General features: G+C 73.4%; 18 protein-coding genes and 1 tRNA gene. 1 reads left to right on the top strand and 18 read right to left on the bottom strand.

The window, feature by feature from the left end; translation table 11 throughout:
- Positions 1–102: 102 nt before the first annotated feature.
- The 18 genes from ACI798_RS10660 to ACI798_RS10575 form a co-directional block, all read right to left on the bottom strand.
- Positions 103–1,029: a hypothetical protein gene (locus ACI798_RS10660; protein WP_457047908.1), complete on the bottom strand. Its 927-nt coding sequence runs from the start codon at positions 1,027–1,029 to the stop codon at positions 103–105.
- A gap of 5 nt (positions 1,030–1,034) precedes the next feature.
- Positions 1,035–1,706, bottom strand: a complete 672-nt coding sequence (locus tag ACI798_RS10655; protein WP_456940091.1) for a hypothetical protein — start codon at positions 1,704–1,706, stop codon at positions 1,035–1,037.
- Positions 1,707–1,764: 58 nt separating this feature from the next.
- Positions 1,765–3,033, bottom strand: coding sequence for an MCE family protein (locus tag ACI798_RS10650; protein WP_456940092.1), 1,269 nt, complete (start codon positions 3,031–3,033; stop codon positions 1,765–1,767).
- A complete protein-coding gene (locus ACI798_RS10645; protein WP_456940093.1) occupies positions 3,030–4,289 on the bottom strand; it encodes an MCE family protein in 1,260 nt (419 codons plus the stop codon). The genes ACI798_RS10650 and ACI798_RS10645 overlap by 4 nt, the downstream gene beginning before the upstream one ends.
- Complete coding sequence (locus tag ACI798_RS10640) at positions 4,286–5,527, bottom strand: MCE family protein (protein WP_457047907.1); 1,242 nt, start codon at positions 5,525–5,527, stop codon at positions 4,286–4,288. The genes ACI798_RS10645 and ACI798_RS10640 overlap by 4 nt, the downstream gene beginning before the upstream one ends.
- Complete coding sequence (locus tag ACI798_RS10635; RefSeq protein WP_456940095.1) at positions 5,524–6,558, bottom strand: MCE family protein; 1,035 nt, start codon at positions 6,556–6,558, stop codon at positions 5,524–5,526. Before ACI798_RS10635 ends, ACI798_RS10640 begins: the two co-directional genes overlap by 4 nt.
- Positions 6,558–7,595, bottom strand: coding sequence for an MCE family protein (locus tag ACI798_RS10630; protein ID WP_457047906.1), 1,038 nt, complete (start codon positions 7,593–7,595; stop codon positions 6,558–6,560). Before ACI798_RS10630 ends, ACI798_RS10635 begins: the two co-directional genes overlap by 1 nt.
- On the bottom strand, positions 7,592–8,992 hold the full coding sequence (locus tag ACI798_RS10625) for an MCE family protein (RefSeq protein WP_457047905.1): 1,401 nt from the start codon (positions 8,990–8,992) through the stop codon (positions 7,592–7,594). The genes ACI798_RS10630 and ACI798_RS10625 overlap by 4 nt, the downstream gene beginning before the upstream one ends.
- 8 nt (positions 8,993–9,000) lie before the next feature.
- Positions 9,001–9,870 (bottom strand): MlaE family ABC transporter permease, encoded by an 870-nt coding sequence (locus ACI798_RS10620; RefSeq protein ID WP_457047904.1) that lies wholly within the window; start codon positions 9,868–9,870, stop codon positions 9,001–9,003.
- Between the two features lie 4 nt (positions 9,871–9,874).
- Positions 9,875–10,690 carry an MlaE family ABC transporter permease gene (locus ACI798_RS10615; protein ID WP_456940099.1) on the bottom strand — a complete coding sequence of 272 codons (816 nt, stop codon included), beginning with the start codon at positions 10,688–10,690 and terminating at the stop codon, positions 9,875–9,877.
- The gene (locus ACI798_RS10610; RefSeq protein WP_456940100.1) at positions 10,687–11,817 is read right to left on the bottom strand and encodes an ABC transporter ATP-binding protein; all 1,131 of its coding nucleotides are present in this window, start codon (positions 11,815–11,817) and stop codon (positions 10,687–10,689) included. The genes ACI798_RS10615 and ACI798_RS10610 overlap by 4 nt, the downstream gene beginning before the upstream one ends.
- 278 nt (positions 11,818–12,095) lie before the next feature.
- Positions 12,096–12,491, bottom strand: a complete 396-nt coding sequence (gene rplL / locus ACI798_RS10605; protein ID WP_456940101.1) for a 50S ribosomal protein L7/L12 — start codon at positions 12,489–12,491, stop codon at positions 12,096–12,098.
- 16 nt (positions 12,492–12,507) lie between these two features.
- Entirely contained in the window at positions 12,508–13,116 is a 609-nt protein-coding gene (gene rplJ / locus ACI798_RS10600) for a 50S ribosomal protein L10 (protein ID WP_457047903.1), read from the bottom strand.
- Positions 13,117–13,505: 389 nt separating this feature from the next.
- Positions 13,506–14,225 carry a 50S ribosomal protein L1 gene (rplA, locus tag ACI798_RS10595; RefSeq protein ID WP_457047902.1) on the bottom strand — a complete coding sequence of 240 codons (720 nt, stop codon included), beginning with the start codon at positions 14,223–14,225 and terminating at the stop codon, positions 13,506–13,508.
- Between the two features lie 131 nt (positions 14,226–14,356).
- Positions 14,357–14,788, bottom strand: a complete 432-nt coding sequence (gene rplK / locus ACI798_RS10590) for a 50S ribosomal protein L11 (RefSeq protein ID WP_387987792.1) — start codon at positions 14,786–14,788, stop codon at positions 14,357–14,359.
- A gap of 55 nt (positions 14,789–14,843) precedes the next feature.
- On the bottom strand, positions 14,844–15,749 hold the full coding sequence (nusG, locus tag ACI798_RS10585; RefSeq protein WP_456940104.1) for a transcription termination/antitermination protein NusG: 906 nt from the start codon (positions 15,747–15,749) through the stop codon (positions 14,844–14,846).
- 42 nt (positions 15,750–15,791) lie between these two features.
- Positions 15,792–16,337 (bottom strand): preprotein translocase subunit SecE, encoded by a 546-nt coding sequence (gene secE, locus ACI798_RS10580; protein WP_456940105.1) that lies wholly within the window; start codon positions 16,335–16,337, stop codon positions 15,792–15,794.
- A 142-nt stretch (positions 16,338–16,479) separates the two neighbouring features.
- Positions 16,480–16,552, bottom strand: a tRNA-Trp gene (locus tag ACI798_RS10575).
- Between the two features lie 276 nt (positions 16,553–16,828).
- Here ACI798_RS10575 and ACI798_RS10570 point away from each other — a divergent pair.
- Entirely contained in the window at positions 16,829–18,061 is a 1,233-nt protein-coding gene (locus tag ACI798_RS10570) for a pyridoxal phosphate-dependent aminotransferase (protein ID WP_457047901.1), read from the top strand.

Raw genomic sequence — 18,061 nt, 5'->3', positions numbered from 1 at the left:
CTGACCGGGCGGCGTTCCGCGCGGCCATGATGCCAGCCCGAGGGGCTCCCTGTCTCCGCCACGCCGCCGGGAGCGCGAGCCGGACCGGCCCGCGGCCCCGTGTCAGCTGGTCGTGAGCAGCGTCAGGTCGCTGATCTTCCAGTCGCCGTCGACCCTCGTCATCTGCACCTGGACGGTCTGGGTGCACGACTGCGCGCCCTCGGGGGTGACCGTGCACTCCGACCCCTCGGGGGCGGGCTGGGTCCCGCTGTTGACCGACTCGACGACGTACTGGCCGAACACGACGACGGTCGCGCTGTCCTGGTCGTCGGAGACCTGCTGCAGGCCGACGTCGAGCACCTCGTACCGCGTGGTGGCCGACACCTGCTCGTAGGTGTCGACGATCCCGCCCTGGGACAGGTCCTGCTCGTACTGGTCGCGCAGGTCGCCGGTCAGGACGTCGAGCTTGCGCTGCACGCTGCCCTCGGAGTCCTGGTAGTCGTAGGCGTAGAGGGCCTGCACGTCCTCGCGGGCCGCGGCGAACACCGACGGCGAGACGTGCTCGGGGTGCAGCCGCTGCCAGGCCAGGACGCCGACGAGAGCGGTGGCGAGCACGCACAGGGCCGCGAGGACCGCCACCGGCGGCAGCCGGCGACGACGCGGCGACGGCCCGGCGGCGCGGGTCCGCGCCGGGCGCTCGGCACGGGCGCGGCGGGAGCCGTGCCGGGCGGGCGCCTCCTCGCCGGCGGTCGCGGTCGCCGTCCCGCCGGCGCTGGGCGAGGGGGCCGGGCCCTTGGTCAGCGAGACGGCCGCGCCGCCGCCCACCGGGCCGGGACGGACCCGGCGCCGGCCGGAACCGGTCTCCCCTGCCGGGGCCTGGGCCCGGGCCACGGATGCCTCGACCACGGATGCCTCGACGACCGGCGCCTCGGTGAGGGGTGCCTCCCGGTCCCGGCGGCTGCCGGCCACCCGCGGGCGTGGGGACGGGCGGGGCCGCTCCGCGCGCGGGCGCGGCGTGGGGCGGGGGCGCTCCCCCGGGGTGTCGCTCACGCCGGTCACCTCCCCGAGATCCCGGACAGCAGCCAGCGGCCGTCCTCGCGCACGAGCTCCACCTGGATGCGGTAGCGCAGCACCTGGGCCTGCGGGCTGGCGGTGCTCTGCTGCGTCGACTGGATGACCAGCAGCACGGTGCCGGAGTCCTCGTCGGCGCTGACCACGCCCGCGCCCACGACCTCGGTCTGCACGACCGCCTGGGCGTCGACCAGCTCCTGCCGCCGGTCCTGCAGCTGGGCCAGGGACTCGTCGCGCAGGTCGCCGGTGGCCACGCGGCGGACCTGCTCGACGTCGTCGTCGATGGTGACCGCGTCGAAGGAGGTCAGGTCGACGATCCCCGAGCGGGCCGCCTGCAGGACCTCGACGTAGCTGTCGGTGCGCACCGGCGACCCGTCCTCGCGGGTCGACCACAGCCACCCGGCCGCGGCGAGCAGCAGGACGAGCAGCACCGCGAGCACGGGCACCAGCGGGACCGACGGCCGGCGGCGGACGCGCGGCGTGGCGTCGTCGTCCGAGGATTCGGCGGCGGCCGGCGCCCCGGCGGGAGCCTCCTCGGCAGCGGCGCGGCGGGCCCGGCGGCCCGGGGCTGCGTCTCCGGCGGTGGAGGTCCCGGCGGAGGGCTCCGCGACGGTCTCGCCGGGGGCCGTCCCGCTGTCCTGCCCGGTGCGCGTCACCGCGTCCTCCTCTCGTGCTGTGCCGTGTCGTGTGCGCTGGGTGATGAGCATGACGTACTCAGCCCGCCGTGCGTGCGAAGGGGAGGGCACCGAGCAGCCCGCCGAGGACGTCGTCGACCACCGACGCCACCGGCGCACCGCCGCCGGCCTGGCCCTGCGGGCCGGGCGACCCGACGCCGCCGTCGCGGCCGATGTTCTGCTCGCCGCGGATGTTCGAGCCCGACTCGTCCACGCCGTCGCCCGGGTCCGGGTCGGCGCCGTCGACGACGTCGCAGCCGATCGAGTCGACGTCCAACCCGGCCACGGACCCGGGGCTGGGCAGCTGCCCGGTGGAGACGTAGCCGCTGGTGCAGGCCCGCGGGTCGTCGCTGTTGAGCACGAACCCGAAGTGCGCGCGCATCGTGCCGCCGTCGTCGCGGACGACGCTGAAGCCGCCGCTGACGGCGTCGGGGTAGGTGACGAGCATCTGCTCGACGCCGTCGAGGCGCGGGATGGTGACGCCGTTGAGGACGTCGAGGTGGCGCACCAGCGAGCCGAGGCCGGGTCCCGCGTCGTCCACCAGGTCCTGCAGCGCCGCCCCGGCGTCGGGCGCGTTGACCACCAGCCCGCGCAGGTCGGGGTCGATGTCGACCAGCGTGTCGCTGATCGCGCGCAGGTCGGCGGCCCACTGCTCGATCGCCGAGCGGCTCTCGACCTGCGTCTGCAGCACGGTCTGCCCGTCGGTGATCAGCTGCAGCGTCTGCGGCAGCGACTCCTCGGCCCGGGCCAGCAGCAGGTCGCCGTTGTCGATGAGCCGGCTCAGGTCGTCGCCGGCGCCGGCGAAGGCGCGGCCGAGCTCGTCGACGACGACGCGCAGGTCCTCGGGGTCGATGGAGGTGACCAGCTGGTCCACGTTGAGCAGCAGCTGCTCGACCGGGATCGGGATGGCGGTGCGCGACTGCGGGATGACCGCGCCGTCGGCCAGGTACGGCCCGTCGGCGGTGGCCGGGCGCAGGTCGACGTACTGCTCCCCGACCGCGCTGCGGTTGGCGACGACGGCGTCGGTGTCGGCCGGGATCGGGTCGGCGTCGGGCTCGATGGTCATCGTGACCCGGACGCCGTCGTCGGTGAGCTGCATGTCGCTGACCCGGCCGACGGCGACGCCGCGGTAGGTGACCTCGGCGTTGACGAAGATGCCGCCGGAGTCGGCGAAGTCGGCGGCGACGTCGTAGCCGCTGCCGAGCAGCACCCGGTCGAGGCCGACGTAGTTGAAGCCGACGTAGGAGATGCCGAGCAGCGCGACCGCGGTGAACGCGAGCAGCTGCAGCCTGACCTTGCGGGTGATCACGGCGTGCCTCCCGTCGGGATGCCGGGCAGCCCGGGCAGGCCGGCCGGCGCGCCGCCGCCGGGGACGGTGCCGGCCAGCCCGCCCAGCCCCGGGGCGAGCGACTGCGCCGGCGTGGAGGACCCGGAGCCCGTGCCGCCGGCGTTGGCCGGCGGCGTGCCCGCGCTGCCGCAGCTGTCGCCGACGAGGTCCTGCGGGTCGAGGGTCTCCAGGCCGCCGGTGACCGGGTCGACGACGTAGCGGCAGAGCAGCTCGCGCAGGTCGAGGTCCAGGTTGGCGGTCATGTTGGTGAACAGGCCGTAGCCGCCGGTCCGCGCGTCGGGCCGGTACTGCAGCGCCGACAGCGAGCTGGCCGGGAACGGGTAGGTGAGCAGCAGGTCCAGCGACTCGGCGAGGTCGGGCCCCGCGGCGGCCAGCTGGGTGAGGATCGGCTGCAGCAGCTGCAGGTCGGCCACGGTGTCCGCGCCGGCCTGCTGGATCACCCGCGTGCCGACGTCGCCGAGGCGGGACAGGCTGTCGAGCATCGAGACGAGCAGGTCGCGCTGCTCGGTGACGACGTCGAGGCCCGGCCCGATGGTGTCCAGCGCCGTCTCGATGGTCTCCGTCCGGGCGGCGAGGGACTCGGCCAGCGCGTTCACGCTGTCCAGCGCCCGGCCGATCTCGTCGCGCTGCTCGTCGAGGCCGGCGATGAACGTGTCGAGCTGGGTGAGGGTGGCGCGGACGGCGTCCTCGCGGCCCTCGAGGGCGTCGGCCAGCTCCCGGCTGATGGTCTGCAGCTGCGCCAGCCCGCCGCCGTTGAGCACCAGCGACAGCGCGCCGAGGAGCTCCTCGACCTCGACGTTGCGGTTGGTGCGGTCCAGGCCGATCAGCGCGCCGTCGGTGAGCTCGCCGGTGGGCGTCTCGGTGCCCGGGGCGGCCAGCTCCACGTACTTCTCCCCCAGCAGCGAGGACTGCTGGATCATCGCGACCGCGTTGGCCGGCAGGTCGACGTCGCCGTTGATCTCGACGGTGACCAGGGCGGTCCAGTCCTCCCCCAGCGACACGTCCTCCACCCGGCCCACCGGGACGTCGGCGACGCGGACGCCGGCCTGCGGGACCAGGTCCAGGACGTCCAGGAACTGGATCTGCACCGTGTACGGGTCGTCCCCGACGTCCGCGCCGCCGGGCAGGTCCAGGGAGTAGGCGCCGCGGAAGCCGCACCCGGTCAGCAGCAGCACCCCGGCGCCCAGCGCGGCCACCCGCCGGCCCGTCCCGGTCACTGCTGCGCTCCCGGCACCAGCGGCAGGCCGACCAGCGGGGTGCCGCCGGCCTGCGGGGTGGCGCTGCGGCCGAACAGCGTGCCGAGCAGCTCCTGCAGGTCGGGCACCCCGTTGCCGTTGAGGTCGTCGAGCTGCCCGTCGTTGCCGGGGTCGCCCGACAGCAGCCGCAGGCAGATCTGCTCGGTCGGCGGCAGCTGCAGGAAGGCGTTCAGGTCGGTGAGGCCCACCCCGGCGACCTGCAGCCGCCCGGCCTGGGCCAGCAGCTGGCAGACGGTGACCTCCGGGTTGGCCGACCCCAGCGAGTTGTCGCGGGTGTCGAGGGTGCCGTAGTCGGGGTTGTAGGCGTGCGCCACGTTGCCCAGGGCCGCGGGGGCGACGTCGAGCACCTCGGCCAGCGCCTGCCGCTGCTGGACCAGGGTGAGGGTGACGTCGGCCAGCCGGTCGACGTTCGTCGTCAGCAGGGCGGTGTTGGTCTGCACGAACGTCGCGATCTCCCCCAGCGCCTGGGACAGCAGCTGCACCGCGGCGGCGAGGTCCTCGCGCTCGCCCTCGAGCTGGGCGGCGACGGCGGCCATGTCGTCGTTGAACTGGCCGACCTGGGTGTCGATCGTGGCCAGCGCCGAGGTGAACGCCTGCAGGTTCTCCACCGACCCGAACAGGTCGTCGCGGTTGTCCGACAGGGTCTGCACCGCGGTCGAGAACCCGGTCAGCGTCCGGTTGAGCGCGTCGCCGTTGCCCTCGAGGTTGTCCGCGCCGGTGGCCAGCAGGTCCTGCAGCGCGCCGTCGGCGTTGGCGCCGGTCGGGCCGAGGGCCGCCGAGAGCTCGTCGAGCGCGCCGTACACCGCGTCCAGCTCGACCGGCGTGGCCGTGCGCGACAGGTCCAGCTCGGCGCCGTCCTCCATGGTCGGGCCGCCGTCGTAGACGGGTGAGAACTGCACGTACCGGTCGCTGACCAGCGACGGCGCGAGGATGACCGCGTCGGCGTCGGCCGGGATGTCGTACTCCTCGTCGACGAGCATGTCGACGCGCACCCGGTCGCCCATCGGGACGACGTCGGTGATCTCGCCGACGTCGATGCCCAGGATCCGCACGTCCCCGCCCGGGTACACGCCCACGGCCTGGCCGAAGTACGCGGTCACCCGCATCTGGCCGGCCGGCCGCAGGATCGTCCAGCCCAGGACGGCCACCAGGACCACCGCGGCCGCCAGCGCCACGCCGCGCTGCAGGGAGCCGCTCACTGCCCCTCCTCGCAGGAGACGACACCGCCGGGCACCTGGGCGGTGCCCCCGCAGAGCACCGCCCCGACGGCGCCGGGCAGCAGGTTCTCCACGAAGCTGTCGAACCAGCGGCCGTTGCCCAGGGTGTTGGTGAAGACCCGGACGAAGGGCGCCAGGTTGGCGACGGTCTCCCCGAGGGCCTGCCGGTTGCGCGACAGGATGTCGGTGACGGCCGCCAGCTGCTGCAGCGCCGGGGTGAGGGCCTCGCGGTTGTCCGCGACCAGCCCGGTCAGCTGCTGGGCCAGCGTCTGGGTGTTGGTCAGGATCGAGTCGATGAGCTGCCGGCGCTCCTGCACCTCGGTGAGCAGGGTGTTGGAGTCCAGGATCAGCTGGGTGAACTCGCCGTTGCGGTCGGCCAGGACCTGGGTCACGTCCCGGGTGGCCGACAGCAGCTGGCGCAGCTGCGCGTCCCGCGAGGCGATGGTGTCCGACAGCCGGGCCAACCCGTCCAGGGAGGTCCGGACCTCGTCGGGGGTGTCGGCGAAGGTCTCCGACAGCACCTCGAAGGAGCTCGCCAGCTGGGCGGTGTCGATGTCGTCGACGGTCGTGGACAGGTCCGCGAAGGCCTCGACGACGTCGTAGGGCGAGGCGGTGCGCTGCAGCGGGATGCGCTGCTCGGGGTCCAGCGGCGTCGCGCCGCGCGGGACCAGCGCCAGGTACTTCGCGCCGAGCACCGTCTCGATCTTGATGGCCGCCTCGGACCGGTCGCCGACGAAGGCGTCCCGGACGCGGAACTCGACGGTGACCGCGCCGTCCTCCAGCGCCAGGCTCTCGACCTGGCCCACCTTGACGCCGGCGACGCGCACCGGGTCGTCGGGCTTGAGGCCCGCGGCCTCGGAGAACTGGGCGCGGTAGACGGTGCCGCCGCCGATGAGCGGCAGCGACTGGGCGTTGAAGGCGAGCAGCACCAGCAGCGCGATCAGCGAGAGGCTGATCGCCCCGATGACGACCGGGTTGCGGTCGCTGAACGGCCTGGCCGGACGGCGGGCCATCAGCAGCCCCTCCCGCCGGAGGACAGCCCGCCCGCGGGGATGGTGCTCGGCTCGCCGGCGCCGGGGAGGGTGACCGACCCGGACGCCCCGCACATGTAGAAGTTGAACCAGCTGCCGTTGACGGCGGTCCGCGTGATCAGGTCGATCTTGGTCGGGGCGAGCTGCAGGAAGTCCTCCACGACGTCGCCGGTGTCGGCGAGGTTGCCGGCCAGGTCGCCGAGGCCCTCGATGTCCGCGGCCAGCGGGGCGCGGGCGTCCTCGAGCAGCCCCGCGGTGCTCACCGCCAGGCCGTCGATGGTCTGCAGCGAGTCGAAGATCGCGTCGCGGTCCTCGCTCAGCCCGGAGACGAACTGCTGCAGCGAGACGACCAGCGACGACAGCTGCTCGTCCCGGGCGGCGACCGTGCCCATCACCGAGGTCAGGTTGTCGATGACGCTGCCGATGACGGCGTCCTTGTCCGCGAGCGACGAGGTCAGCGAGCCGACGTGGCCGAGCAGGCTCTCCACCGTTCCGCCCTCGCCCTGGAACACCTGGATGATCTCGAAGGACAGCCGGTTGACGTCCTGCGGCGACAGCGCCTGGAACAGGGGCTGGAACCCGCCGAAGAGCGTGGTGAGGTCCAGTGCGGGCGTCGTCTGGGCCAGCGGGATGGTGTCGCCCTCCTCGAGGGTCTGCCCGGCCGACCCCTCCCCCTCGGTCAGCGCGACGTACCGCTGGCCGACGAGGTTGCGGTAGCGGATGGTCGCCAGCACCGAGGTGGGCAGCGGGACGTCGGAGTCGACCTCGAGGGACACCTCGGCCACCGGCCGGTCGGTCCCGTCGGACAGGCCGATGCCGGTCACCTGGCCCACCCGGACGCCGGCGATGCGCACCTCGTCGCCCTCCACCAGGCCGGCGACGTCGGTGAACTGCGCCCGGTACTCCCGCGGCTCGCCGTACCCGGCGTTGGTGATGGTGCTGACCAGGACGTAGCTGGCGAGCACGGTCACCAAGGCGAAGACGGCCAGCTTGGTCAGCGGCGCGGCGAGGCCCCTCATCGCAGCGCCACCTGGGTCCCCCGCAGCAGCGGCGCCATCGTCGAGGCGGCCAGGTCGGACACCTCGCCGGGGTCCACGCCGGTCTGGTAGCCGAGGAGGCTGCGCACGAAGTCCAGTTCCGCCGTCGACCCGGCCAGCCGGCCCGGCACCGAGTTGCCGAACGCGGACAGGTCGGTGGTCACGTTCCCGTCGGGCTCGCCGGCGCCGGCGGGGACGTCCTCGGGCCCGCGGCCGCCCAGGCAGTTGGGGTTGCCGCTGAACGGGTTGTCCGCCGAGTCGACACCGTCCACCGGCGGCACCGGGCAGTAGTACTCGCCCCGGTCGGCCGCCGCGATGATCGCGTCGATGTCGTCCAGGCCCTGGCAGTCGGGGCCGGACCGGTCGAGGTACGCCGGTTGGTCGCCGGGCTGGTAGGGGTTGCGCGGCGGCAGCGTCACGGTGATGTCCAGGTTGAGCGCGGGGTCGCCGTCGCCGCCGAAGGCCTCGGTGATCATCGGCTTGAAGCGGGCCAGGCCGTCGAGCAGGCACGGGTACACCGGCGAGTACTCGGCGAACAGCTCCAGCACCGGCCGCGAGGTGGCGGCCAGCGAGATGAGGTTCTGCTCGTTGGTCTCCAGGAAGCCGGCGGCGGTGGCCGACGAGGCGCCGACGACGGTGAACGTGCGCCGCAGCTGCTCGGACTGGTCGACCAGCGTCCGCGACGTCACGGCCAGGTTGTCCAGGACCGCGAGCAGGTCGTCGGCGGCCGAGGTGTAGGTGTCGGCGACGTCGGCCAGCCCGCTGATGTCGGCCTGCAGCTCGGGCAGCACGGTGTTGAGCTCGCCGACGTAGCCGCCGATCGCGGCGAGGTTCTCCCCCAGCCGGTCGCCGCGGCCGCGCAGCGCCGAGGCGACCGCGCCGAGGGTGTGGCTGAGGTCCTGCGGCTGGACCGCCCGCAGCAGCGGCAGCAGGTCGTCGATGACCCGCTGCAGCTCGACGGCGTTCTCGGTGCGGTCCTGGCCGATCTCGTCGCCGTCGGCCAGCCGCTCCCCGGAGGGCTGCTCGGGCACCACGAGGGACACGTAGCGCTCCCCGAACAGGGTCTTGGGCAGCAGCCGGGCGGTGACGTCGGCGGGGATCTGCTCCAGGTACTCGGGCCGGATGGCCAGCTCGACCGTCGCGCCCTCGGCGCCGGCGTCGACCGAGCGCACCTCGCCGACGATCACCCCGCGCACCTTGACGTCGGAGGCCTCCTGCAGCTGGTTGCCCACGGTGTCGGCGTGCAGCACCACGCGGGCGGTGTCGGTGAAGGCCTTCGTGTAGAGCGCCACGGTCAGCGCGAGCAGCACCACCAGGACGACGAGGAACGCCACGCCCTGCAGCCGACGGCGCACCACCGCGCTCCTGCCCCCGCTCATCGCCCTGCTCACCCCGCGATCCGGACGGTCGTCGTCGAACCCCAGATGGCCAGCGACAGGAACAGGTCGATGACCATGACCGCCACGATCGAGAAGCGCACCGCCCGGCCCACGGCGAGGCCGACGCCGGCGGGGCCACCGCTGGCCCGGTAGCCGTAGTAGCAGTGGCTCAGGATGATCACGACGGCGAAGACGAGCACCTTGACGAAGGACCACAGCACGTCCTGCGGCGGCAGGAAGAGGTTGAAGTAGTGGTCGTAGGTGCCGGCCGACTGCGCGTACGCCTCGGTGGTGATGGTCCGGGTGGCGAAGTAGCTGCTCAGCAGGCCGATGACGTAGAGCGGGACCACCGCGACGAAGCCGGCGACGATGCGGGTGGTCACCAGGAACGGCAGCGAGGGCACGCCCATGACCTCGAGGGCGTCGATCTCCTCGTTGATCCGCATGGCGCCGATCTGGGCGGTGAAGCCACAGCCGACGGTGGCCGACAGCGCCAGGCCGGCGACCAGCGGGGCGATCTCCCGGGTGTTGAAGTACGCCGAGAGGAACCCGGTGAACGCGGAGGTGCCGAGCTGGTCGAGGGCGGCGTAGCCCTGCAGGCCGACCTCGGTGCCGGTGAAGAAGGACAGGAAGGCGATGACGCCGACGGTGCCGCCGATGACCGCCAGCGCGCCGGTGCCGAAGGTGACCTCGGCGAGCAGCCGGAACGTCTCGCGCTTGTAGCGGCGCAGCGTGCGCGGCGTCCAGCCCAGGGCGCGGCCGTAGAAGGACAGCTGGTCGCCGAGGTCCTCGAGGGTGTCCATCGGGCGGCCGTAGACGCGGCGGACCAGCCGGCGCGCGCCGACGCGGACCCGGTCGACCGGGGAGAGCAGTGCCATCGGGTCACTGCCCCTTCGGCGGGACGAGCTGGAAGTAGATCGCCGTCATCACGAAGTTGACCGCGAACAGCAGCAGGAAGGTGACGACCACCGACTGGTTCACCGCGTCGCCGACGCCCTTGGGTCCGCCCCCGGCGCGCAGGCCCTTGTACGAGGCGACGATCCCGGCGATCAGCCCGAACACGAGGGCCTTGATCTCCCCGGACCAGAAGTCCTCGACTTGCGCGAGCGCGCCGAACGACGCCAGGTAGGCGCCGGGGGTGCCGCCCTGCAGGACGACGTTGAAGAAGTAGCCGCCGGCCACGCCGACGACGCTGACCAGGCCGTTGAGCAGGGTGGCGACGAGCATCGCGGCCAGCACCCGGGGGACGACGAGGCGCTGGATCGGGTTGATCCCGAGCACCTCCATGGCGTCGATCTCGTCGCGGATCTTCCGGGCGCCGAGGTCCGCACAGATGGCCGAGCCGCCGGCGCCGGCGATGAGCAGCGCGGTGACGATCGGGCTGGCCTCGCGCAGCACGGCGAGCACCGACGCCGAGCCGGTGAAGGACTGGGCGCCGAGCTGGCGGGTCAGCGAGCCCAGCTGCAGGGCGATGACCGCGCCGAAGGGGATCGCGACCAGCGCCGTCGGGAGGATGGTCACGCTGGCGACGAACCAGGTCTGCTGGACGAACTCGCGCAGCTGGAAGGGCCGCTTGGGCATCGCCCGGAAGGTGTCGAGCGCGAAGGCGAACAGCGTGCCGCTGGCGCGCAGCGGCCGGGCCGGGGAGAGCTTCCCGTCGAGCAGGCCCGGCGCCTCCGGCTTCCCGGTGGCCGTCACCGGCCGTCCCGCGGGCCGGGCAGGGAACCGCCGGCCGCCGTCGCGCCGACCACCTGCGAGGTGTCCCGGTGCCGGCCGGTCGTGCCCGTCGTCGGGGCGAACACCCCGGCGTCGACCTGGGCGAGCAGGTCCTCGGGCAGCGAGGCGCGGATCGCCGTGGCGGTGACCGGGTCGAACTCGTGCAGCATGCGGGCCACGCGCTCCTGCCGGCGGCGCTGGGCGCGCCGCTCGGGCAGGCCCGGGGAGGGGTCCAGCTGCGGCGGGACGGCGTCGCCGCCGACGGCGCCCTTCGGCCCGACGCCGTTGTGCCGGTCGCCGCCGCGGGCCTGCAGGGCGGCCATCTCGGCCTCCACCTGCGCGACGTCCTTCTCCTCGCTCATGCCGATGGGGCCCTCGCGCCGGCCGTTGAGGAACTGCTGGACGACCGGCTCCTGCGAGGTGAGCAGCTGCTCGCGCGGGCCGAACATGGCCAGGTGCTTGCGGTAGAGCAGGCCGAGGTTGTCCGGCACGGTCCGGGCGGTGCCGATGTCGTGGGTGACGATGAGGAAGGTGGCGTCGATCTGCGCGTTGAGGTCGACGATCAGCTGGTTGAGGTAGGCGACGCGGACCGGGTCCAGGCCCGAGTCCGGCTCGTCGAACAGGATGATCTCGGGGTCGAGCACCAGCGCCCGGGCCAGGCCGGCGCGCTTGCGCATGCCGCCGGAGATCTCGCCGGGCAGCTTCCCCTCGGCGCCCTGCAGGCCGACCATGTCCATCTTCTCGAGGACGATGCGGCGGACCTCGGACTCGCTCTTCCGCGTGTGCTCGCGCAGCGGGAAGGCGATGTTGTCGAACAGGTTCATCGAACCGAACAGCGCGCCGTCCTGGAACAGCACGCCGAACAGCTTGCGGACCTCGTACAGCTTCGCCTCGCCGCACCGGACGATGTCGGTGTCGGTGATGACGATCGAGCCGCGCTCGGGCTTGAGCAGCCCCACCAGCGACTTGAGGAAGACCGACTTGCCGGTGCCCGAGGGGCCCAGCAGCACGGAGATCTCCCCGGGCGGCAGCGTGAGGGTGACGTCGCTCCAGATGTTCTGGCTGCCGAAGGACTTGGTCAGCCCCTCGACCTGGACCGCGACGCCCACCGTCGACCTCCCTCGCCTGGACCCGGGCCCGCGCGCGGCGGGAGCCCCGGGACCGCGTCCCGACGCGGGTCCCCTCGTGCCGGGGACACCGCCTCCTCGTACTCACGGGTAACGAGGACCGGAGGCGGAGGTTACGTGGGTCACGCCGTCGACGTGACACGGGTCGCTGTCACACCACCCGAACGGGAGGAGACGCGACAGGGGCCGCCCTCCCGGAGGAGAGCGGCCCCTGTGGCGTGCTGGGTGGTGCTGGTCCCCGGCTCAGGCCGGGGACGGCGTCACTTGATGGTGACGGTGGCGCCGGCGCCCTCGAGAGCGGCCTTGGCCTTCTCGGCGGCGTCCTTGGCGACCTTCTCCAGGACCGGCTTCGGCGCGCCGTCGACCAGGTCCTTGGCCTCCTTGAGGCCGAGCGAGGTCAGGCCGCGCACCTCCTTGATGACCTGGATCTTCTTGTCGCCGGCGGCCTCGAGGATGACGTCGAACTCGTCCTGCTCCTCGGCGGCGGGGGCACCGCCGTCACCGGCACCACCGGCGGCCGGGGCGGCCGCGACGGCGACGGGGGCAGCCGCGGTGACCTCGAAGGTCTCCTCGAACTGCTTCACGAAGTCGGACAGCTCGAGCAGCGTCATCTCCTTGAACGCGTCGAGCAGCTCCTGGCTGGACAGCTTGGCCATGATCTCTCCTTGGGGGTCAGTCGGTGCTGGCCGCGGCGTCCGCGGCGTCAGCGGAGTCGGTGGTGGTGTCGGAAGCAGCGGTGTCGGCGGCGGGAGCGGCGGGGCCCTCGGTGGACTCCTTCTTCTCCTGCAGCGCCGCGGCCAGGCGGGCGACCTGCGACAGCGGGGCCTGGAACAGGCCGGCGGCCTTGGTCAGGTTGCCCTTCATCGCGCCGGCCAGCTTGGCCAGCAGCACCTCGCGCGGCTCGACGTCGGCGAGGGCGGTGACCTCGGCGGGGCTGACGGTGCGGCCCTCGACGACGCCGCCCTTGACGACGAGCAGCGGGTTGGCGCGCGCGAAGTCGCGGATGGCCTTCGCGGCCTCGACGACGTCGCCCTCGATGAAGGCGATCGCGGTCGGGCCGTTGAGCAGCGGGGCCAGGTCGGTGTGGCCGACCGAGTCCGCCGCCCGCTTCGTCAGGGTGTTCTTGACGACGGCGTAGCTGCTGCCCGCACCGAGGGAACGCCGCAGCTGGGTCAGCTGCGACACGGTCAGCCCGCGGTACTCGGTGAGCACGGCCGCGCTGGACTTCTGGAACCGCTCGGTGATCTCGTCGATCACCGCGGCCTTCGCCTGCGTGGGCATGGGCCTCCTCTCGTCGGACGGGTGACCACCCGTGCGCCGCACGAGAGCGGGCGATCGGGCCCGGAGACGAGGAACGCCCCGGCGCAGGGCGCACGGGGCGAGGGACGCGGGCACGGGGCGCCGCGGCGATCGAACCGTCCTCCTGCGCGGGCCGCCCGGGGATCCGGGACCTTCGATCGCACGCGGACGTGCGACGACCAGCGGTCGTGGGGGGAACGCCGTCCAGCGTACACCGCGCCGCGGGGGCGCCGCTGTCGCGGTCCTCACCGGCCCCGGACGCGACAGGGGCCCGCAGCGCGGTGCGCTGCGGGCCCCCGAGTCCTTCGCGGGTGGCCCCGTCCCGGGTCCCGCCCCGAGCGTGCGAGGGGTGGGGAGGACGGGGTCCTTCGTCAGGCGGTGGGCTCGTCCACCGTCAGGTTGCGGGTGCGGTTCGGGTCGACCGGGATGCCCGGGCCCATCGTGGTGGAGATGGTGACCTTCTTGAGGTACCGGCCCTTGGCCGCGGCCGGCTTGGCGCGCAGCACCTCGTCGAGGGCGGCGGCGTAGTTCTCGACGAGCTTGGTCTCGTCGAAGGAGGTCTTGCCGATCACCAGGTGCAGATTGGCCTGCTTGTCGACGCGGAAGTTGATCTTCCCGCCCTTGATGTCCGCGACGGCCTTGGTGACGTCGGGGGTCACCGTGCCGGTCTTCGGGTTCGGCATCAGGCCGCGGGGGCCGAGGATGCGGGCGATCCGGCCGACCTTGGCCATCTGGTCGGGCGTGGCGATCGCGGCGTCGAAGTCCAGGAAGCCCTCCTGGATGCGCGCGATCAGGTCGTCCGAGCCGACGACGTCGGCGCCGGCGGCCTCGGCCTCGGCGGCCTTGTCACCGGTCGCGAAGACGATGACGCGGGCGGTCTTGCCGGTGCCGTGGGGCAGGTTGACCGTGCCGCGGACCATCTGGTCGGCCTTGCGCGGGTCGACGCCCAGGCGCATGGCCACCTCGACGGTGGCGTCGTAGGTGGTCGGCGAGGTCTGCTTCGCCAGCCCCGCCGCCTGCAGCGGGCTGTACAGGCTCTCGCGGTCGACCTTGGCGGCCGCCTCGAGGTACTTCTTGCCGTGCTTCGCCATGGTGGTTCCTCTCCCCCGCCGCGGGTGCGGGGATCGCGTGGTGTGCGGGCCTGGCGCAGGCCCTCCCACAGGTGCGCGGGGCTCGGACGAGCCCCGGGTGGTGCAACGCTGCCGGTCTCCGGCGGCTTCCGTCAGCCGGTGACGGTGATGCCCATCGACCGGGCGGTGCCGGCGATGATCCGCTCGGCCTCGTCCAGCGAGTTGGCGTTGAGGTCGGGCATCTTGGTCTGCGCGATCTCGCGGACCTGGTCGCGGGTGACCGTGGCGACCTTGGTCTTGTGCGGCTCGCCCGAGCCCTTCTCGACACCCGCGGCCTTGAGCAGCATGCGGGCGGCCGGCGGGGTCTTGGTGACGAAGGTGAACGAGCGGTCCTCGTACACCGAGATCTCGACCGGGACCACGTTGCCGCGCTGCGACTCCGTGGCGGCGTTGTACGCCTTGCAGAACTCCATGATGTTGACGCCGTGCTGGCCGAGCGCCGGACCCACGGGCGGCGCGGGGGTGGCCGCACCGGCGTTGATCTGGAGCTTGATGACCGCGGTCAACCGCTTCCTGGGGGGCATGACTTCCTTCTCGTGTGACTCAGGCTCGAACGGCCGGGGTGGTGCTCGGGCGCACCTAGATCTTGGCGACCTGGGTGAACGACAGCTCGACCGGCGTCTCCCGGCCGAAGATGGAGACCAGCACCTGCAGCTTCTGCTGCTCGGCGTTGATCTCGTTGATGGTCGCCGGGAGGGTGGCGAACGGGCCGTCCATGACGGTCACCGACTCGCCGATCTCGAAGTCGACGACGGCGGTCGGCGCGGACGCCGCCGCGGGCGAGGCCGCCTCGGTCGCCTTGGCCGCCTGCGGCGGGGCGTCGGGCACCAGCAGGTTGACGACCTCGTCGATCGACAGCGGCGAGGGCCGCGAGGTGGCACCGACGAAGCCGGTGACGCCGGGGGTGTTGCGGACCGCGCCCCAGGACTCGTCGTTGAGGTCCATCCGGACGAGCAGGTAGCCGGGCAGCTTCTTCCGGTTGACCTGGGTGCGCTTGCCGTTCTTGATCTCGGTGACCTCCTCGGTGGGCACCTCGATCTGGAAGATGTAGTCCTCCATGTCCAGCGACTGGATGCGGGACTCGAGGTTGGTCTTCACCTTGTTCTCGTAGCCCGCGTAGGAGTGGATGACGTACCAGTCACCGAACTGGGTGCGCAGGGTCCGCTTGAGCGTCTCGCGCGGGTCCAGGTCCTCGGCCTCCGCCTCGGCCAGGGCCTCGGTCACGACCGGGTCGTGGTCGGGGGCCGGCGCGGCCAGCGGGTCGCCGACCAGGCTGTCGCGGCCGCCGCCCTCGACCGCCGGGGTCACGTCGGCGACACCGGTGGCGGTGTCCTGGCCGGTGGTGTCGACCGACCCCTCGGCGGAGCCGGGCTCGTCCGCGCCGGTCTCGAGGTCGACGCTGCCGCGGACGTCCATCCGCTCGTCGTCGAGGTCGATGGCCTCGACGTCGCTGTCGGTGTCGAAGGGCTCGCGGGGGTCGGTCACGGGGTCTCTTCCTTGTCGGGTGCGGTCAGGCGCAGGGGGCGGTCAGCCGAAGACGGCGAGCACGCCCTGCGCGAAGAGGACGTCGAGGCCCGCGACGAGCGCCACCATGAACGCCACGAAGAGGATGACGACGGTCGTGTAGGTGATCAGCTCCCGGCGCCCCGGCCAGATGACCTTGCGGAGCTCGGCGACGACCTCGCGCAGGAACCGGCGCAGGCTGCGCTTCTGCCGGACCTCCTCGGCCCGCGCGCGCTGCGCGGCGGCCCGGGACCGGGTGCCGGAGCCCTCGGCGGCGCGTCCGGCGGGACGGGCGCCGGCGGCCTTCTCGCGGGCCGGGCGCCGCGTGCGCGGGGTGGCCGGCTCGTCGTCCTCGTCGTCGCCGGCGGTGATCCGGCCGCCGCGGCGGCGCGCCGGGGTGCTGACGACCTTGTCCTCGTCGGCCTCGGCCTCGGCGGCGACCTCGTCCTCGGCGGCCTCCAGCTCGGCGGCGTCCTCGACGCCCGGGGCCTCGCGGTCGAGCTGCTCGTCGGTCAGCTCGGCGTCGGAGGCGGTGCGGGGGTCCTCCCCGCGGCCCGGCTTCTCGCTCACTGCGCCTCGCTCGCGTCGTGGTTGGTGGCCGCTGCTGTCGGGCCGTCTGGTGTGGTGCTCGCCGGCCGGCGGCCGCGTCCGGGGAGCCGGTGCGCGGTCGGGCCGGGTCGTGCTGCCCGCCGGCACGGGCCGGCGGCACGGGCAGGGGTGACAGGACTTGAACCTGCAGCCTGCGGTTTTGGAGACCGCTGCTCTGCCAATTGAGCTACACCCCTAGTGCCCGGGACCGGTGGCCCGGGCTGCCCCGGGACGGTCGGGCCTCGCCGTCGGCGCGCCGGTCCCGGGGAGGATCCGGGGCACGCCGGTGGCGGGGTCGAACGCCCCAGGGTTGCCAGTGTACGGGACCGCGGGACCGCTCCGTGACCGCGCTCCGGAGGACCTCCCGCCTGCGGGCGACGAGTCCGTGTGCCGGGGGCCGTCCACGCACGTCGTGCCGCGGGGGACCGGGAACTGACCGGCCCCGCGGGCGTGGCGCCTGACACGATGGACCCATGACCGCCGTCTCCCCGTCGGAGTCCGCCCTCTCCCCCGCCGAGCGCCGGGTGTCCCGGCGCATCGGGTCCATCGCCGAGTCCGCCACGCTCGCGGTGGACGCGAAGGCCAAGGCGCTCAGGGCGGCGGGCAAGCCGGTCATCGGCTTCGGCGCCGGCGAGCCGGACTTCCCGACGCCGGACTACGTCGTCGAGGCGGCGATCGCCGCGGCCCGGCAGCCGGCCATGCACCGCTACACCCCGGCCGGCGGCCTGCCCGCGCTCAAGGAGGCGATCGTCGCCAAGACGGCGCGCGACTCCGGCCTGGCCGTCACGCCGGCGCAGGTGCTGGTGACCAACGGCGGCAAGCAGGCCGTGTACGAGGCCTTCGCCACCATGCTCGACCCGGGCGACGAGGTGCTGGTGCCCGCGCCGTACTGGACCACCTACCCGGAGGCGATCCGGCTGGCCGGCGGCGTGCCGGTGCCCGTGGTCGCCGACGAGGACAGCGGCTACCTCGTCTCGGTCGAGCAGCTCGAGGCCGCGCGCACCGAGCGCACCAAGGTGCTGCTGTTCGTCTCGCCGTCCAACCCGACCGGCGCGGTCTACCCGCCCGACCAGGTCGAGGCCATCGGCCGGTGGGCCCTGGAGGCCGGGCTGTGGGTGCTCACCGACGAGATCTACGAGCACCTGACCTACGGCGGGGTCACCGCGCCGTCGATGCCGGTCGTGGTGCCCGACCTCGCCGACCGCTGCGTCGTCGTCAACGGGGTGGCCAAGACCTACGCGATGACCGGCTGGCGGGTCGGCTGGATCGTCGGCCCGGCCGACGTCGTCAAGGCCGCGACCAACCTGCAGTCGCACGCCACCTCGAACGTCGCCAACGTGTCCCAGGCGGCGGCGGTGGCCGCGCTGACCGGCGACCTGTCGGCGGTGGACGCGATGCGGACGGCGTTCGACCGGCGCCGCAAGACGATCGTGTCGATGCTGCGGGAGATCCCCGGCATCACCTGCCCCGAGCCGCAGGGCGCCTTCTACGTGTACCCGTCGGTCAAGGGCCTGCTGGGCCGGCCGATCAACGGCCGCACCGCGTCGAGCAGCGCGGAGTTCGCCGAGATCGTGCTGGAGGAGGCCGAGGTCGCCGTCGTCCCCGGGGAGGCCTTCGGCACGCCGGGCTACGTGCGGATGTCCTACGCGCTCGGCGACGACGACCTGGCCGAGGGCGTCGGCCGGCTGCAGCGCCTGCTGCGCTGA

Source organism: Geodermatophilus sp. SYSU D01045, assembly GCF_054050295.1.
Note: the sequence above shows the minus strand (reverse complement) of the source record. Positions and strands in the feature narration are given on the sequence as shown.

Excerpts from the sequence above, each read along its gene's own strand:
- ACI798_RS10635 (WP_456940095.1), bottom strand. The coding sequence starts at position 6,558 with ATGGCCCGCCGTCCGGCCAGGCCGTTCAGCGACCGCAACCCGGTCGTC.
- ACI798_RS10630 (WP_457047906.1), bottom strand. The coding sequence starts at position 7,595 with ATGAGGGGCCTCGCCGCGCCGCTGACCAAGCTGGCCGTCTTCGCCTTG.
- ACI798_RS10625 (WP_457047905.1), bottom strand. The coding sequence starts at position 8,992 with ATGAGCGGGGGCAGGAGCGCGGTGGTGCGCCGTCGGCTGCAGGGCGTG.
- ACI798_RS10620 (WP_457047904.1), bottom strand. The coding sequence starts at position 9,870 with ATGGCACTGCTCTCCCCGGTCGACCGGGTCCGCGTCGGCGCGCGCCGG.
- rplL (WP_456940101.1), bottom strand. The coding sequence starts at position 12,491 with ATGGCCAAGCTGTCCAGCCAGGAGCTGCTCGACGCGTTCAAGGAGATG.
- rplJ (WP_457047903.1), bottom strand. The coding sequence starts at position 13,116 with ATGCCCACGCAGGCGAAGGCCGCGGTGATCGACGAGATCACCGAGCGG.
- rplA (WP_457047902.1), bottom strand. The coding sequence starts at position 14,225 with ATGGCGAAGCACGGCAAGAAGTACCTCGAGGCGGCCGCCAAGGTCGAC.
- rplK (WP_387987792.1), bottom strand. The coding sequence starts at position 14,788 with ATGCCCCCCAGGAAGCGGTTGACCGCGGTCATCAAGCTCCAGATCAAC.
- ACI798_RS10570 (WP_457047901.1), top strand. The coding sequence starts at position 16,829 with ATGACCGCCGTCTCCCCGTCGGAGTCCGCCCTCTCCCCCGCCGAGCGC.